The 16,120-nt window shown below is 73.1% G+C and carries 13 protein-coding genes; 8 read left to right on the forward strand and 5 right to left on the reverse strand.

Translation table 11 applies throughout. From position 1 onward, the window contains the following. Positions 1–40 precede the first annotated feature (40 nt). The 4 genes from F0L17_RS21920 (at position 41) to F0L17_RS21935 (ending at position 5,504) form a co-directional block, all read left to right on the forward strand. The gene (locus tag F0L17_RS21920; protein WP_155072402.1) at positions 41–700 is read left to right on the forward strand and encodes a hypothetical protein; all 660 of its coding nucleotides are present in this window, start codon (positions 41–43) and stop codon (positions 698–700) included. 141 nt (positions 701–841) lie between these two features. After that, positions 842–2,056, forward strand: coding sequence for a CaiB/BaiF CoA transferase family protein (locus F0L17_RS21925; RefSeq protein ID WP_155072403.1), 1,215 nt, complete (start codon positions 842–844; stop codon positions 2,054–2,056). Beyond that, positions 2,046–3,260 (forward strand): acetyl-CoA C-acetyltransferase, encoded by a 1,215-nt coding sequence (locus F0L17_RS21930; RefSeq protein ID WP_162466544.1) that lies wholly within the window; start codon positions 2,046–2,048, stop codon positions 3,258–3,260. The genes F0L17_RS21925 and F0L17_RS21930 overlap by 11 nt, the downstream gene beginning before the upstream one ends. Positions 3,261–3,329: 69 nt before the next feature. Next, positions 3,330–5,504, forward strand: coding sequence for a 3-hydroxyacyl-CoA dehydrogenase NAD-binding domain-containing protein (locus F0L17_RS21935; protein ID WP_155072404.1), 2,175 nt, complete (start codon positions 3,330–3,332; stop codon positions 5,502–5,504). A gap of 39 nt (positions 5,505–5,543) precedes the next feature. Here the strand turns inward: F0L17_RS21935 and F0L17_RS21940 are convergent, their stop codons facing one another. Then, the gene (locus tag F0L17_RS21940; protein WP_155072405.1) at positions 5,544–6,266 is read right to left on the reverse strand and encodes a MerR family transcriptional regulator; all 723 of its coding nucleotides are present in this window, start codon (positions 6,264–6,266) and stop codon (positions 5,544–5,546) included. A gap of 215 nt (positions 6,267–6,481) precedes the next feature. Here F0L17_RS21940 and F0L17_RS21945 point away from each other — a divergent pair, with 215 nt between their 5' ends. After that, positions 6,482–7,708, forward strand: a complete 1,227-nt coding sequence (locus tag F0L17_RS21945; RefSeq protein ID WP_238419529.1) for a nitric oxide synthase oxygenase — start codon at positions 6,482–6,484, stop codon at positions 7,706–7,708. 255 nt (positions 7,709–7,963) lie between these two features. Here the strand turns inward: F0L17_RS21945 and F0L17_RS21950 are convergent, their stop codons facing one another. Further along, positions 7,964–9,580, reverse strand: coding sequence for an ABC-F family ATP-binding cassette domain-containing protein (locus F0L17_RS21950; protein WP_155072406.1), 1,617 nt, complete (start codon positions 9,578–9,580; stop codon positions 7,964–7,966). Positions 9,581–9,921: 341 nt separating this feature from the next. Between F0L17_RS21950 and F0L17_RS21955 the strand changes: the two genes are divergently transcribed. Further along, entirely contained in the window at positions 9,922–10,572 is a 651-nt protein-coding gene (locus F0L17_RS21955) for a nucleoside/nucleotide kinase family protein (RefSeq protein ID WP_155072407.1), read from the forward strand. Positions 10,573–10,598: 26 nt separating this feature from the next. Here the strand turns inward: F0L17_RS21955 and F0L17_RS21960 are convergent, their stop codons facing one another. Both F0L17_RS21960 and F0L17_RS21965 read right to left on the reverse strand, forming a co-directional pair. After that, positions 10,599–11,717 carry a glycoside hydrolase family 43 protein gene (locus tag F0L17_RS21960; RefSeq protein ID WP_155072408.1) on the reverse strand — a complete coding sequence of 373 codons (1,119 nt, stop codon included), beginning with the start codon at positions 11,715–11,717 and terminating at the stop codon, positions 10,599–10,601. Positions 11,718–11,952: 235 nt separating this feature from the next. Next, on the reverse strand, positions 11,953–12,807 hold the full coding sequence (locus F0L17_RS21965; RefSeq protein ID WP_155072409.1) for a DUF1206 domain-containing protein: 855 nt from the start codon (positions 12,805–12,807) through the stop codon (positions 11,953–11,955). 214 nt (positions 12,808–13,021) lie between these two features. On the opposite strand from F0L17_RS21965, the gene F0L17_RS21970 reads away from it, so the two are divergent. After that, positions 13,022–13,717, forward strand: a complete 696-nt coding sequence (locus F0L17_RS21970; protein WP_155072410.1) for an ester cyclase — start codon at positions 13,022–13,024, stop codon at positions 13,715–13,717. Positions 13,718–13,796: 79 nt separating this feature from the next. Here the strand turns inward: F0L17_RS21970 and F0L17_RS21975 are convergent, their stop codons facing one another. Further along, a complete protein-coding gene (locus F0L17_RS21975) occupies positions 13,797–14,396 on the reverse strand; it encodes a TetR family transcriptional regulator (protein WP_155072411.1) in 600 nt (199 codons plus the stop codon). A gap of 149 nt (positions 14,397–14,545) precedes the next feature. On the opposite strand from F0L17_RS21975, the gene F0L17_RS21980 reads away from it, so the two are divergent. Beyond that, positions 14,546–16,093 carry an MDR family MFS transporter gene (locus F0L17_RS21980; RefSeq protein WP_155073996.1) on the forward strand — a complete coding sequence of 516 codons (1,548 nt, stop codon included), beginning with the start codon at positions 14,546–14,548 and terminating at the stop codon, positions 16,091–16,093. Positions 16,094–16,120 lie beyond the last annotated feature (27 nt).

The following is a 16,120-nucleotide window of genomic DNA, read 5'->3' on the forward strand; positions in this document are numbered from 1 at the left end:
TGCCGGGGCAGGGGTTTTCGGGACTCCGCGGAGGAAAGTCGTGGCCCTGACCAAGAACCAGCGAATAGTGCTCGCCGCGGCGATCTCCGCCGCCGTCATCGGAGGGGCGGCGACGATCATCGCGGCCGACATGACGAGGGGCGACGACGGGGGAAAGGGGGAGGACAACACGCGTTCCGTCGACGGCACCTTCGAGAGGGCCTGCGGTGTCACCGTCGGCGGTTCGGGAGAAGGCGACGGCGACTCCAACGTCGTCTGCGAGTTCGACACCTCCCCCACGCCTCCCGACGACTTCTCCGGCGACGAGGCCCCCGGTGGGGAAGGTCCGTGGCCCTACACCACCGTCAAGACGGTGTCGGAAGGCCAGGATCTGGGGGTGTTCGTTCGAAGCTGCCCCTGGGAGAAAGGCTGTGATCGCGTCGGCCACGTCTTCAAGGCTCGCACCCTGTGGGTTCTCTGCCGGCAGCGGAACACCGGGTTCACCGCCGGGTGGGCCAACTACGGCGCCGAGGACACCTGGTTGAAAGTCGCGTGGCCGACCGACCGGATCTGGCGGAAGGGCGACCCGGAACTGGAAAGCACCCCGGACAGCCCGCACGCGGGATGGATCCTGTCCTACTTCACCAGCCCGGTGGAGCACAGCGGCGACGTCCCCGACTGCGTCGAGGACACCGGTCGGGCGGAGGAGGCCCTCAGGTAACCGCGACCCCCCGACCGTGGGAAGGCGGCGACCGGCGCCGCGGGGGCTTGTGGAAAGTGGAACACGTTCTTAGCATCGCCAGTGTTACATCACCGGTGTCATACGGTCGCGACGCGGCGACCGGGACGGTTGGGAGCCCCCATGACGGCGGCAGACGGCGGCCACGGCCCGCTCGCCGGAGTGCGGGTGGTGGAGCTGGCGGGCATCGGCCCCGGCCCGTTCGCCGCCATGCTCCTGGGCGACCTCGGCGCCGACGTGGTCCGCGTCGACCGTCCCGGTGGCCAGACCCTGGGCATCGACCCCGCCCTCGACGTCACGGGCCGCAACAAGCGCTCGGTGGTGGTCGACCTCAAGACCGAGCGGGGCGCCGCCACCGTCCTGGACCTCGCCGAACGCGCCGACGTCCTGATCGAGGGCTACCGCCCCGGCGTCGCCGAACGCCTCGGGGTCGGCCCGACGGAGTGCCTGGCCCGCAACCCCAGGCTCGTCTACGGACGGATGACGGGCTGGGGCCAGGAGGGCCCCCTGGCGCACAGCGCCGGGCACGACGTCGGCTACACCGCCGTCACCGGCGCACTGGGCCTGGTCGGCCCGGCCGACGGCCCGCCCGCGATCCCCGCCAACCTCCTGGGCGACTACGCGGGCGGCTCCCTCTACCTGGTCGTCGGCGTCCTCGCCGCCCTCCACCACGCCCGCGCCGCAGGCGGGCGCGGTCAGGTCGTCGACGCCGCGGTCGTCGACGGCACCAGCCATCTGACCGCCATGATCCACGGCATGGTGGCCGCCGGTGTCTGGCAGGACCGCCGGGGCGTCAACCTGTTGGACGGCGGCTGCCCCTTCTACGGCGTCTACGAGACCTCCGACGGCGGCTGGATGGCCGTCGGCGCCCTGGAGCGGCCCTTCTACGACCTGTTCGTCCGGCTGTTGGGCCTGTCCGAGGGCGGGGACGGCGGTGTGGCCGACGCCGTGCCCGACCGCGACGACCCCGCCCGCTGGGGCGAGTTGCGCGAGGCCGTCGCCGCCCGCTTCCGCACCCGCACCCGTGACGAGTGGACGGCGGTCTTCGCCGGCACCGACGCCTGCGTCGCCCCCGTCCTCTCCCTGCGCGAGGCCCCCTCCCATCCCCACCTGGCCGCCCGCGCCACCTTCGTCACCCACGCGGGCGTCACCCAGCCCGCCCCCGCGCCCCGCTTCTCCACCACCCCCGGCGCGGTGCGCCGCCCGCCCGCCGTGCCCGGCGCGGACGCCGCCGAGGTGGCCCACGACTGGGGGTTGCCGACCCTCGCCCCGCCCCGAACGACTCCCGACCCGCCGCCCCGAGAAACTCCCGAAAGGCTCCCAGACCGTGACCTGTGACGCGTACATCTACGACGCCGTCCGCACCCCGCGCGGGCGCGGCAAGGCCAGTGGCGCCCTGCACGGCACCAAACCGATCGACCTCGTCGTCGGCCTGATCCACGAACTGCGCCGCCGCTTCCCCGACCTGGACCCGGCGGCGATCGACGACATCGTGCTCGGCGTCGTCACCCCCATCGGCGACCAGGGCGCCGACATCGCCCGGACCGCCGCCGTGGCCGCCGGGCTGCCGGACACGGTGGCCGGCGTCCAGGAGAACCGCTTCTGCGCCTCGGGCCTGGAGGCGGTCAACCTGGCCGCCGCCAAGGTCCGCTCCGGCTGGGAGGACCTCGTCCTGGCCGGCGGCGTGGAATCGATGTCGCGGGTGCCGATGGGCTCCGACGGCGGAGCCTGGGCCATGGACCCGATGACCAGCTTCGAGACCGGTTTCGTCCCGCAGGGCATCGGCGCCGACCTCATCGCCACCATCGAGGGCTTCAGCCGCCGCGACGTGGACGAGTACGCCGCCCTGTCCCAGGAACGCGCCGCGACCGCCTGGAAGGAGGGCCGCTTCGACCGCTCGGTCGTCCCCGTCACCGACCGCAGCGGCCTGGTCGTCCTGGACCGCGACGAGCACATGCGGCCCGGCACCACCGCCGACTCCCTGGCCGCCCTCAAGCCGTCCTTCGCGACGATCGGCGAGGCGGGCGGCTTCGACGCGGTGGCGCTGCAGAAGTACCACTGGGTCGAGCGGATCGACCACGTCCACCACGCGGGCAACTCCTCCGGCATCGTGGACGGCTCGGCGCTGGTGGCCATCGGCAACCGCGAGGTGGGGGAGCGCTACGGCCTCGCCCCCCGCGCCCGGATCGTCTCGGCCGCCGTCTCCGGCTCCGACCCGACGATCATGCTCACCGGCCCGGCCCCGGCCTCCCGCAAGGCGTTGGCCAAGGCGGGCCTGACCATCGACGACATCGACCTGGTGGAGATCAACGAGGCCTTCGCGGCCGTGGTCCTGCGCTTCGTGAAGGACATGGGCCTGCCGATGGACAAGGTCAACGTCAACGGCGGCGCCATCGCCATGGGCCACCCGCTGGGGGCCACCGGTGCGATGATCCTGGGCACCCTCGTCGACGAACTGGAGCGCCGCGACCTCCGGTACGGCCTGGCCACCCTCTGCGTCGGCGGCGGCATGGGCATCGCCACCGTCGTCGAACGCCTCTGACCGACGGCGCACCCGCCCCTGTCCGACGCGCCCGCCGCAGCACACCTCAACGGAGACCGAGAACCCACCATGGCAGCCCCCTCCACCATCCGCTGGGAGCAGGACGACACCGGTGTCGTCACCCTCACCCTGGACGACCCGAACCAGTCCGCCAACACCATGAACGCCGCCTTCGCCGCCTCCCTGGCGGCCGTCGCCGACCGCCTGGAGGCCGAGCGCGACACCGTCCGCGGCGTCATCGTCACCTCCGCCAAGAGGACCTTCTTCGCCGGCGGCGACCTCAACGACCTGCTCGCCGTCAGGCCCGAACAGGCCCGGGAACTCTTCGACCGCGGCATGGCCGTCAAGCGCGACCTGCGCCGCATCGAGACCCTCGGCAAGCCCGTCGTCGCCGCGACCAACGGCGCCGCCCTCGGCGGCGGCCTGGAGATCGCGCTCGCCTGCCACCACCGCGTCGCCCTCGACGCGAAGGGGTCGAAGATCGGCCTGCCCGAGGCCACCCTCGGTCTGCTGCCCGGCGGCGGGGGAGTGGTCCGCACCGTGCGGCTGCTGGGCATCGCCGACGCCCTGCTGAACGTCCTGCTCCAGGGGCGGCAGTACCGTCCCCGCCAGGCCATGGAGAAGGGTCTGGTCCACGAGGTCGTGGAGAGCCCCGAGGAGATGCTGGCGCGGGCGCGGGCGTTCGTCGACGCCCACCCCACCTCCGTCCAGCCCTGGGACGTCAAGGGGTACCGGATCCCCGGCGGCACCCCCGCCGATCCGAAGTTCGCCGCCGACCTCCCGGCGTTCCCCGCCAACCTCGCCAAGCAGCTCGGCGGCGCCCCCTACCCGGCCCAGCGCAACATCCTGGCCGCGGCCGTCGAGAGCGCCCAGGTCGACTTCGACACCGCCCAGGAGATCGAGTCCCGCCACTTCACCGAGCTGGCGGTCGGACAGACGGCGAAGAACATGATCCAGGCGTTCTTCTTCGACCTCCAGGCCGTCAACTCCGGCCGCAGCCGCCCTCGGGACGTCGAGCCCCGGACGGTGCGGAAGGTCGGCGTCCTCGGCGCGGGCATGATGGGCGCGGGCATCGCCTACGCCTGCGCCAGGGCCGGCATCGAGGTCGTCCTCAAGGACGTGACGGCGGAGGCCGCCGAGAAGGGCAAGGCGTACTCCGCCGGTCTGCTGGACAAGGCCCTGGCCAGGGGCCGCACGACGCCGGAGAAGCGCGACGCGCTGCTGGGACGCATCACCCCCACCGCCGAGGTGGCCGCGCTCGCCGGGTGCGACGCGGTGATCGAGGCGGTCTTCGAGGACACCGCCCTCAAGCACAAGGTCCTCGCCGAGGTCCAGGACGTCGTCGCCCCCGACGCGCTGCTGTGCTCCAACACCTCCACCCTCCCCATCACCTCGCTGGCCGAGGGCGTCGAGCGACAGCGGGACTTCATCGGCCTGCACTTCTTCTCGCCCGTCGACAAGATGCCGCTGGTGGAGATCGTCCGGGGCGAGCGGACCGGCGACGAGGCGGTCGCCCGCGCCTTCGACCTGGTGCGGCAGATCGACAAGACCCCCATCGTGGTGGGGGACTCGCGCGGCTTCTTCACCTCCCGCGTGATCGGGCGGTTCATCAACGAGGGCGTGGCGCTGGTGGCCGAGGGCGTCGACCCGGCCTCCGTCGAGCAGGCCGCCGCCCAGGCCGGCTACCCGGCCAAGGTGCTCTCCCTGGTGGACGAGCTGACCCTGACCCTGCCGCGCAGGATCCGGAACGAGGCGCGGCGCGCGGTGGAGGCCGCCGGCGGCACCTGGCGGCCGCACCCGGCCGACGCCGTCCTCGACCGGATGGTCGAGGAGTTCGGCCGCACCGGCCGCAGCGGTGGGGCCGGCTTCTACGACTACGACGCGGACGGGAAGCGCACGGGCCTGTGGCCGGGGCTGCGCGAGCACTTCACCCGTCCCGACGCCGCCGTCCCCTTCGAGGACATGAAGGAGCGGATGCTCTTCGCCGAGGCGCTCGACGGCGTCCGCTGCCTCCAGGAGGGCGTGCTGAGCTCGGTGGCCGACGCCAACATCGGCTCCCTCCTGGGCATCGGCTTCCCCGGCTGGACCGGCGGCGTGCTCCAGTACGTCAACGGCTACGAAGGCGGCCTGCCCGGTTTCGTGGCGCGGGCCCGCGAGCTGCAGACGCTCTACGGCGACCGGTTCGCGCCGCCCGCGCTGCTGGTGGAGAAGGCCGAGAAGGGCGAGACCTTCACCGACGGGTGAGGCCGCCGGAACCGTGACGCGCGGGGAGCCGCGAGCCCCTCACCCCTCCTCGGGGAAGGAGGCCCGCAGCTCCTCGCGCATCGACCGCTGGAACGCCGTCACCAGCGCCTGCACGATCAGCGGCTGCATGTGCGCCGACAGCGCTCGCACCGTCTCCACCTGCTCCGGATCGTCCTCCCGCCGCCGGTAGGGGTCCCAGACCTCCTCCTTGAACATCCTGCTCAGCTCGCGGGCCGTCGCACGGCTGTGCTCCAGGACGACCTCACGCGCCGCCAGCAGCGTCTTCAGCGAGACGGGCAGCTCCAGCAGCCGCACCCCCAGGTGCAGGAGGCCGGGGTCGACGCGGAAGACGTCGGGGTCGTCGGTACGGGCGAGGACGCTCATCGCCGCCAGCCGGTCGATGTCCTCCTCCGTCAGCTCCCGACCGGCCCGCCGCCGGAGCTTCTCCCGGGTGGTCTCCTCCTCGGTGTCCGGTGCCCAGGAGGCCACCAGGGCGCGGTGCAGGGCGAGTTCCTCGGGGCCGAGGTCGGGAGGGAGCTGCCGCAGATAGCGCTCGATGGCCGCCAGGGTCATGCCCTGGTGCTGGAGCTCCTCGATCAGCGCCAGCCGGGACAGGTGCCCGGGCCCGTACCGCCCCACCCGCCGGGGCCCGATCTCGGGCGGTGGCAGCAGTCCCCGGGTGGAGTAGAAGCGGATGGTGCGGACGGTCACGCCGGCGCGCGCGGCCAGTTCGTCGACGGTCAGGGAGGCTGCCGGGTCCATTGGGACAGTATTGCTGTCTCACCAGTGTTGTGGAACCTCGGGACCACGGTGCCCCGGCGCTCCCGTGCCGGGCCGAGGCAGGGGCGGACGGACGTGTCCGGGCGGGGCACGGGGCGGGCGCCGCCCCCGGTCACGGCCGGGCCGCGCCGTTCCGGATACTGGGAGGCCCACCGGAGACGGAGACCGAGCAAGCCCCCTCGTACGCAAGGCAGTTGATGGAATCCCACGACATATGGATGCGCTCCCGTCCCTTCGACCCCGCCGGCCCCGGCGCGGGCGCGTCCTCGCCCCCGCCCGACCCCCCGCCCCCGGCCGGCCGGCCGGGGGGATTCGCCGACCCGGAGGAGGCGGAGGAGTTCCTGCGCCTGTTCCACACCGAGGCCCCGGAACAGCCCGTCACCTTCGCGCGGCGCCTGCACCAGGTCCGTGCGGAGATCGAGGCGACCGGCACCTACGTCCACACTCCCGAGGAACTCGCCTTCGGGGCCCGGGTCGCCTGGCGCAACGCGGCCCGCTGCATCGGCCGCCTGTACTGGAACAGCCTGCGCGTGCTGGACCGGCGCCACGTCACCGCCCCCGAGGAGATCCACCACCACCTGTGCGAGCACCTGCGCCAGGCCACCAACGGCGGGCGCATCCGCCCCGTCGTCTCCGTCTTCGCCCCCGACACCCCCGACCGGCCGGGCCCCAGGGTCTGGAACGACCAGCTCGTCCGCTACGCCGGCCACCGCCGGCCGGACGGCGGGGTCACCGGTGACCCCGCGTACGTCGGTTTCACCGACGTCGTGCGGGAGATGGGTTGGCAGCCCCCGGGAGGCCCCTTCGACGTCCTGCCCCTGGTCGTCGACGCCCCCGACGACAAACCGAGGCTGTTCGAGGTGCCCCGCGACCTCGTGCTGGAGGTCCCGCTCACCCACCCCGAGCATCCGTGGTTCGCGGAGCTGGGCCTGCGCTGGCACGCGGTTCCGGCGATCTCCAACATGCGCCTGCGCATCGGCGGCGTCGACTACCCCCTCGCCCCGTTCAACGGCTGGTACATGGGGACCGAGATCGGAGCCCGCACCCTGGTCGACACCGATCGCTACAACCTGCTCCCCACCATCGCCGAACGACTGGGCCTGGACACCGGCAGCGAGACCACCCTGTGGCGCGACCGGGCCCTGGTGGAGATCAACATCGCGGTGCTGCACTCCTTCGAGGCCGCGGGCGTGCGGATCACCGACCACCACACCGAGTCCCGCCGCTTCCTCACCCACCTGGCCAGGGAGGAGAGTCGGGGCCGGATCGTACCGGCGGACTGGAGCTGGATCGTCCCGCCGGTCTCCGGCGGCGTCACCCCCGTCTTCCACCGCTACTACGACGAGGCCGACCTGCGTCCCGCCTTCCACCTCGACGACCGTGCCCGGGCCCTGGGTCGGGGACGGTGCCCCCACGGGACCTGACGGAGGGGCCGGCCGTGCGACCGGGCCGAGACCCACCGGGCGGCGCTCCGCGTGGAGGGCGCAGGTCCACGGCGGCGTCACCGGGAGCGCGGCGCACGGCCCGGCGGTCCGGGCCGGGAGGGACCGAGGGCGACGTCACCCTCGGCCGGTCCCGGTCCCGGTCCCGGTCCCCGAGGCCCGCGCCGTGCCCGCGCCGCCCCGGCCCTCCGCGCCGCCCCGGCCCTCCGCGCCGCCCCGGCCCTCCGCGCCGGCCCGTCACATCGGGTCGACGTCCGCCAACTCGCCGTCCAGCAGCAGCCACCGAGTGATCCCGATCTCCCGCAGGAACGGGAGGTCGTGGCCGGCCACCACCAGCGCGCCCCGGTAGTTCTCCAGCGCGGAGACCAACTGCCGCACGCTCGCCATGTCCAGGTTGTTGGTCGGCTCGTCCAGCATCAGCAACTGCGGCGCGGGCTCGGCCAGCATCAGCGCCGCCAGCGTGGCCCGGAACCGCTCGCCGCCCGAGAGGGTCCCGGCCCGCCGGTCCGCCCGCGCGCCCCGGAACAGGAAGCGGGCCAGCCGTGCCCGGACGTGGTTGTCGGTCGCCTGCGGCGCGAGGCGGGCCACGTTCGCCGCGACGGACAGTCCACCGTCCAGCACGTCCAGCCGCTGCGGCAGGTACCGCGTCGCGACGTGGGTCACCGCCTCGCCCGCCACCGGCTCCACCTCCCCGGCGATCGTGCGCAGCAGCGTGGTCTTGCCCGCCCCGTTCCGCCCGACCAGGGCGATCCGCTCCGGGCCGTGCACGTGCAGCTCGGCGCGGGCCCCGCAGCGCAGCTCCACCCCGTCCAGGGACAGCACCGTCCGGCCGCGCGGCACGGCGGTGTGCGGCAGGTCGACGCGGATCTCGTCGTCGTCCCGGACCGCCTCGGCGGCCTCGTCCAACCGTTCCCTCGCCTCCCTCAACCGTTCCTCGTGCAGGATGCGGTGCCGGCCCGCCGACTCCTGGGCGGTGCGTTTGCGGGAGTTCATCACGATCTTGGGTTCCCGCTTGGTGGCGTACATCTTGTTGCCGTAGCGCACCCGCCTGGCGAGCTTGTCGTGCGCCTCGGCCAGTTCGCGCTTCTGGCGCCGCACGTCGGCCTCGGCCGCGCGGACCATCCGTTCGGCCGCCTCCTGCTCCGCGGCCAGGGCCTCCTCGTAGGCGTCGAGGTTTCCGCCGTACCAGTGGACCTCGCCGTCGCGGAGGTCGGCGATCCGGTCGACGCGCCGGAGGAGTTCGCGGTCGTGGCTGACCACGACCAGCACCCCGTGCCACGAGGCGACGGCGTCGTACAGCCGGCGGCGCGCGGCCAGGTCGAGGTTGTTGGTGGGCTCGTCCAGCAGCAGGATCTCCGGCCGGGCCAGCAGCAGCGCGGCCAGCCGCAGCAGGACCGCCTCGCCGCCGGAGACCTCGCCGATGGTGCGGTCCAGGCCGACGTGTTCCAGGCCGAGCTGGTCGAGGACGGCGCGGGAGCGCTCCTCGACGTCCCAGTCGTCGCCGACGGCCGTGAAGTTCTCCTCGCTCGCGTCCCCGGCCTCGATGGCGTGCAGCGCGGCCCTGGCCGCCGCGACGCCCAGGGCCTCGTCCACGCGCAGGGCGGTGTCCAGGTGAACGGTCTGCGGCAGGTGGCCGACCTCACCGGTGGTGCGCACGGATCCCTCCGAGGGGGTCAGCTCGCCCGTGATCAGCTTCAACAGCGTGGACTTCCCGGAGCCGTTGAGCCCCACCAGACCGGTGCGGCCGGGGCCGACGGTCAGGTGGAAGTCCTCCAGGACGGGCGTGCCGTCCGGCCAGGCGAAACGCAGCCCGGAGCAGACGATGGACGCGGCGGACGGTGCGGACGGTGGCATACGGGCCTCCGGTTGCTCTCGTGATGTGCGGAAGGGGCGACACGCGGAGGCACCGGGAACACCGTGCGATGACGGAAGACGGGGAGGGGGAACACGAAGCCCCGGACACGTCCGGTCCGGAGGGCGGCTCACAGCCCGAGGTCGTCACACGAGGAGAACCGCGCGGGACACCACCCGCGCACCCGGTGCCTTGTGACCTCAGACGAGCAACGGCCTCTCCGATCGACGACAACAGGGCCGATCGGAACCGTACGGGGCGGACCGGGGGGCCGCAAACGGTTTTTCGACCGCCGCCCGTGGCGGCTACCGCGCCCCGCGGAGGATGTGTTGTGCTGCGGTCCATGACCGACCGTGCCCGCCGCGACGTCCGTCCCGTCACCTGGCCCCGGCTGACCGAGGCGGTCGCCGACCGTCTGGTGGAGACCGTGCCCGCCGACGGCTCGCCCTGGACACGGGCGGCGATCGACGGAGCGGACGCCGCCCGGCCGGGGCGGTGGGCCGACGAACTCGCCGAGGCGCTGCGGCTGCGCGGCCGCCCGGTGCACCGGGTGAGCGCGAGCGGCTTCCTGCGCCCGGCGTCGCTGCGGCTGGAGTACGGCCGGCGGGACCCGGACGCGTACCACGACCTGTGGCTGGACGACGGGGCCCTGTGGCGGGAGGTGTTCGCTCCCCTCGGTCCCGGCGGCACCGGCCGCGTCCTGCCCGATCTGTGGGACCCGGTCGCCGACCGCGCCACCCGCAGCCCGTACACCACCCTTGCGCCCGGCGGCGTCCTGCTGCTGGACGGACCGCTGCTGCTCGGACGGGGCCTTCCGCTGGACCTGACCGTCCACCTGCGGCTCACCCCGGCCGCCCTGGCCCGCCGCACCCCCGAGGAGGAGCGCTGGACGCTGCCCGCCCTGGCCCGCTACGAGGACGAGACACGTCCGCAGGAGACGGCGGACGTGGTCGTCCGCGTCGACGACCCCCGCCGGCCGGCCTGGAGCGGCTGACCCGGACCGGCCGGCGGGGCCCGGAATCACTCGCGGTCGGTGCCGGCCGGGGTGCCGGAGGGCTCGGGCAGGACGGTGGAGGTGGAGACCGGGGTGCCGAGGTTCGGGGTGCCGTCGGCGTTCCAGTTCACCTTCTGCACCCGGGTGGTGCGGGTGCCGCCGCACCCGTCCGAGGGGCTGGAGTTGGCGTGGTAGGCCATCCAGACCTCCCGGCCGTCGGGGGAGGGGAAGAAGAAGTTGTGGCCCGGTCCGTACACCCCGTTCGCGTCGTTGCGCTGGAAGACCGGGGTGGGGAACTTCCGCCAGGCGCTCGGGTTCAGCGGGTCGCCGGTCAGCTCCATCAGCCCCAGCTTGTAGTCGGGGGTGTCGCAGTACGAGGCGGAGTAGGTGAGGAAGATCCGTCCGCCGTGGTGGAGGACGACGGGGGCCTCGTTGACGCTCGCGCCCTGCCTCTCCCAGGAGTGGGTGGGGGTGGAGATGCGCACCGCGCGGCCGGTGGGGGTCCAGGGGTTGCTCATCCGGACCGCGTACAGGTTCTGCGTGCCGCCCTCCCAGAAGGAGTAGAGGAGGTGGAGGCGGCCGTCGGGCGTGGTCAGATAGGTGCTGTCGATCATCCAGCGGTTGTCGCCGTACGGGTCGACCTGGCCCTTGTAGGTGTACGGGCCCATGGGGTCGTTGCCGGCGCTCTCCAGGACGTGGACGTGCTGGTGGTCGATGTTCCCGGAGACGCCCGCGCTGTAGGTCAGGTACCAGCGCAGGCCGTTCGGGCCGTTCAGCCGGTGGAGTTCGGGCGCCCAGAAGTTGCAGCAGCGGGAGGCGACCGTCTCGCGGTAGACCGTGGTGGGGGTCGCGTTCCGCAGGCCGCCGACGGTGGGGGAGCGGCGCATCTCCCAGTGGGAGGCCCAGGTGGTGCCCAGGTGGTAGTAGTAGCCGTTGTAGCGGATGATCGTCGGGTCCGCGCCGTTCCGCGTGACCACGGGGTTGGTGAAGGTCCCGGCGGCCGGGGCGGCGGCCGGGGCCGAGGCCGGGGCGTTCGTGGCGCGGACCGTGGGGGCGCCCGGCACCAGGGTGGCGAGGAGGGCGAGGAGCGCCGCCGCCAGGAGCGGCAGGGGATGAGTGCGGAGGCGGGTGCGTGTGGGGGGCATACGCGGCTCCAGTTCGAAATTTCGAACAGTATTCGGAATTCCGGGCGAACGTAGAGCCGCCACCCGGGGCCGTCAAGCCTTCGGGCACGCGTGACCCGGGAGGCGGGAGCGCTTTCGAGACACCGATTCGAGACGAGGCCGCCCCCTCGTGTGGTGTCCGGGGAAGGAACTCGACGCTCCGGGCCGAGGCGAGGGAGAACGGGGACGGGGGACGGACGCACCCCGGGCGGCCGTGTCAGCCCCTGTGCCGGTGGGCCAGGGCGAAGAGCAGCAGCCCGTACAGCGCCAGCCCCACGGCGACCGCCGCCAGCAGCCACGGACCCGCCGGGGTCGATGCCAGGGCGCGCAGGGAGTCGTCCAGACCCTTCGCCTCGTCGGGGTCGTACCGCACGGCCGCCTGCACCACGAAGCCGCCCGCCACCGCGAAGACCAGGCCGCGCGAGACGCCGCCCGTCACCCCCAGCACGTCCACGACGCGCCGCACACGAGCCGATACCGGACCCAACTCCTCGCGGTAGGCGTGGCGCAGCGCTCGCACGCCGCTCCACACGCCGACCCCGATCACCGCCAGGCCCGCCGCGCCGACCAGCCAACGGCCCGCCGGCAGGTCGAGCACCCGGGCGGTGAGGTCGCGGGACCGCTCGTCGGTCGACCCGCCGCTCCCGGACCCCACGGCCAGAGTGATCGCGGACGCCGACAACACGGCGAGCACCGCGGACCGCGCGGCCGATCGCAGCCGTTCCTTCGGCCGTCGCCCGCCCGGCCGCGCCGCGCCCAGGAAGGCTTCCGAGAGCCGCCACAGGGCCAGCGCCGCGAGCCCCACGCCCACCGCCCACACCAGGGCCTGCCCGAACGGCTGCCGCGCCAGCTCTCGCAACGCGCCGCCGCTGTCCGCCTGGCGCTCGGGGTCGCCGAGGGCCACCCGCAGGGCCAGTAAGCCGATCAGCAGGTGGACCACGCCGTAGGCGACCAGCCCCCACCGGGCGGCGGTGCCCGCGGCGGAACTGTTCGCGGCTCGTCTGGCGCCTCGGCGGGCCGAGACCGATGTCCGCGTCGATGTCCGTGTCGGTGTCCGTGTCGGTGTCCTCATGCCGCGCCGTCTGCCCCGTGCGGGCGAAGCGACGCACCCGGCGCCCGACGATCGACGGCGGGATGTCGACGGCGGGATCCGTCCGTTCCGTGCCCGCGCCCGGCCCGGGGCCGAGTCCGGTCCCGGGCGAGGACGGTTCCGGCGGGAATCGTGTGCGCCCCGTGCCGGGCGTAGCCTGGAAGTGCCTCGGAATTCCCCAGTGGGGAGCGACATCATGACGTTCATCCAGGTCATCGACTGCAGGACCCACCAGGCCGACAAGCTGGACAGGCTGATGGACAACTGGGTCAGGGCGACCCAGGGCAAGCGCACGGCGACCCACTCGATCGTCGGCCGGGACCGCTCCGACTCCGCGCACGTGGTGGAGATCGTGGAGTTCCCCTCCTACGAGGAGGCGGTGAGGAACTCGCGGCTGCCCGAGACGGACCGGATCTTCCGGGAGGTGCTGGAGGTCTGCGACGAGGCGCCCACCTTCACGGACCTGGACGTCTCCCGGGACGAGCAGCTCAACACCGGTGTGGCGCGCACCTTCGTCGAAGAGGTGATCAACCGCAGGAATTACGACGTGGCGGACGCGCTGTGCACCCCCGACTACCGGGAGCACGATCCGGCCCTCTCCTCCTACGGCCTCGGGCTCGCGCGGGCCAAGGAGGAGAACCGGGAGGTTCTGGAGGCGTTCCGGCCCACGATCACCGTCGAGAGCATGATCGCCGAAGGGGACCTGGTGTGCGCGCGGCTGACCTACACGGGCCGCCACGTCGGGCCGTTCAAGGGGATGGCCCCCACCGACCGGGAGGTCGAGGGCACCGGTCACGTCACCTTCCGCTGCGAGAACGGGAGGATCGCGGAGGGTTGGTGGAACTGGGACGACCTCGGTCTGCTGCGGCAGATCGGCGCCGTGGGGCTGTGACACCGCGCTCCCGCCCCCGGTGACGGACGGGGCGGCACCCCGCGCGGCCGGGGGCACCGGGAGCCCGGCTCGGGAGAGCTCAGACGAACGGAGCCGCCATCTCGGTGAGGATCTCGCCGATCACCTCGGCGGGTTCCCTCGTCTGCTCCTCCTCGATCCACAGGTGCATGCCGATCCGGACGGCGGTGAGGAAGGTCGCGGCCAACACCCGGGGCCGCACTCCCTTCGGACCGGGCCGCTCGGCGACGGCGAGGGCGAGGGCGAGTTCCCGTTCGAGCGCGGCGTGGTTGGCGAGCTGCCGGGCCAACAGTGAGGGATGCCGTTTGGCCAGGCGGGTGCGGACGGCCCACTCGCGGTTCGGTGGATCCTCCCGCCGGGACAGGGTCTCCAGCGCGGCCCGCAGCGCCTCCCAGGCGGGTTCGGTGACGGGGCGGTCGCGCACGGCCTGGACGAGGGCGTGGATCTGCTGCTCCTCGCCGTAGAGGAGGGCGTCCTCCTTGCCGGCGAAGTAGTTGGAGAACGTCCTGCGGGAGATCCCGGCCGCGTCCGCGACGGCTTCGACCGTGACCTGGTCGAAGCCGTGCTCGACGGTCAGGCGCAGTGCGGCCTCGTGCACCGCCTGTCGGGTGGCGGCCTTCTTGCGCTCGCGCAGTCCCACGGTGCGCACGGTGTTCTCCATGGGGCCATCATCCTACGGACGGTAAAAATTTCCCAATGAGAAAACTTGCCTGATGGGCATGTATTGTGGATGGGTCCTTTCCGTCCCACCCCTCCCGGAGGTCGCGCGTGAGCGCACCACCCACCGCCGCGCCCACCGAGGCCGCGCCGATGGACCACCGTCATGTGATGCGAGCGCTGAGCGGACTGCTCGTGGTGCTGTTCGTGGCGATGACCAGCAGCACCGTCGTGTCGGTGGCGCTCCCGCAGATCGTCGGCTCGCTCCAGGGCTCCCAGTCGCAGTACACCTGGGTCGTCACCGCGATGCTGCTGACGTCCACGGCGTCCACCCCGATCTGGGGCCGGCTGGCCGACCTGTTCAGCAAGAAGCTGCTGCTCCAGATCGCGATCGGCATCTTCGTCGTCGCGTCGCTGGGCTGCGGTTTCGCCCAGGACACCGGTCAGCTGATCGCCTTCCGCGCCGTCCAGGGCCTGGGCATGGGCGCGCTCCAGACCCTGGTGCAGGTGATCATCGGCGCGATGATCAGCCCCAAGGAACGCGGCCGGTACAACGGCTACCTCGGCGGCGTCATGGCCGTCGCCACCGTCGGCGGACCGCTGCTGGGCGGCGCCATCGCCGACGTCTCGTGGCTGGGGTGGCGCTGGTGCTTCTTCATCGCCGTCCCGTTCACCCTGCCGGCGATGGTCATGCTCGCGCGCACCCTGCACCTGGCCGAGAAGCGCCGCCCCGACGTGCGGATCGACTACGCCGGCGCCTCCCTCATCGCCGCCGGCGTCAGCCTGCTGCTGCTGTGGGTCACCTTCGTCGACAGCGACTTCGCCTGGATCTCCTGGCAGACCGGGACCATGCTCGGCGGCAGCCTGGTGCTCCTGGCCGCCGCGGTCGTCGTGGAGGCCAGGGTCGCCCAGCCGATCGTGCCGCTGCACACCGTCAGGCGCCGCGACCCGGCCCTGGCCATCCTCGCCAGCCTCGCCGTCGGCATGGCCATGTTCGGCGGGGCGGTCTTCCTCGGTCAGTACTTCCAGATCGGCCGCGGCCACACGCCCACCGAGGCGGGTCTGCTCACCATCCCGATGATGCTGGGCGTGCTGCTCTCCTCCTCGATCTCCGGACGCATGGTCTCCAGGAGCGGCCACGTCAAGCCGTACATCGTCACCGGCACCGTGGTCCTCACCCTGGGGTTCACGGTGCTGGCGACCATCGACCACCGCACCTCCCTCGTCGTCGTCGGCCTCGGCATGTTCGCGGTCGGCACCGGTGTCGGCATGTCGATGCAGAACCTGGTGCTCGTCGTCCAGAACACCGTCCCGCTGAGCGAGTTGGGCGCGGCCAGCGGAGCGATCACCTTCTTCCGCTCCCTCGGCGGCACCGTGGGCGTCTCGGTGCTCGGCGCGGTGCTGGCCAACCAGGTGGCGACGGACATCGCCGACGGTCTCGCCCGGCTGGGGATCGACGCGGGCGGCGGCACGGGCGGCGGGGCCACGCTGGACCTGGCGGGCATGCCGCCTGCGGTGCGGGAGGTCGTCCGGACCGCCTACGGCGAGGCCACCGGACACATCTTCCTGGTCTCCACCGCCATCGCCGTGGTGAGCGTGATCGCCGCGTCGTTCCTCACCCCCGTGAAGCTGCGCGACAGCGTCGACCTGGAGCCGTCCGCCACCTCGGGCGAGTCGGCCGAGGCGGTCAAGGCGGGCTGACGCCGCGCCCCGGGAACGCGGAGCACG

The sequence above is a fragment of the Streptomyces taklimakanensis genome (assembly GCF_009709575.1).
GTDB lineage: Bacteria > Actinomycetota > Actinomycetes > Streptomycetales > Streptomycetaceae > Streptomyces > Streptomyces taklimakanensis.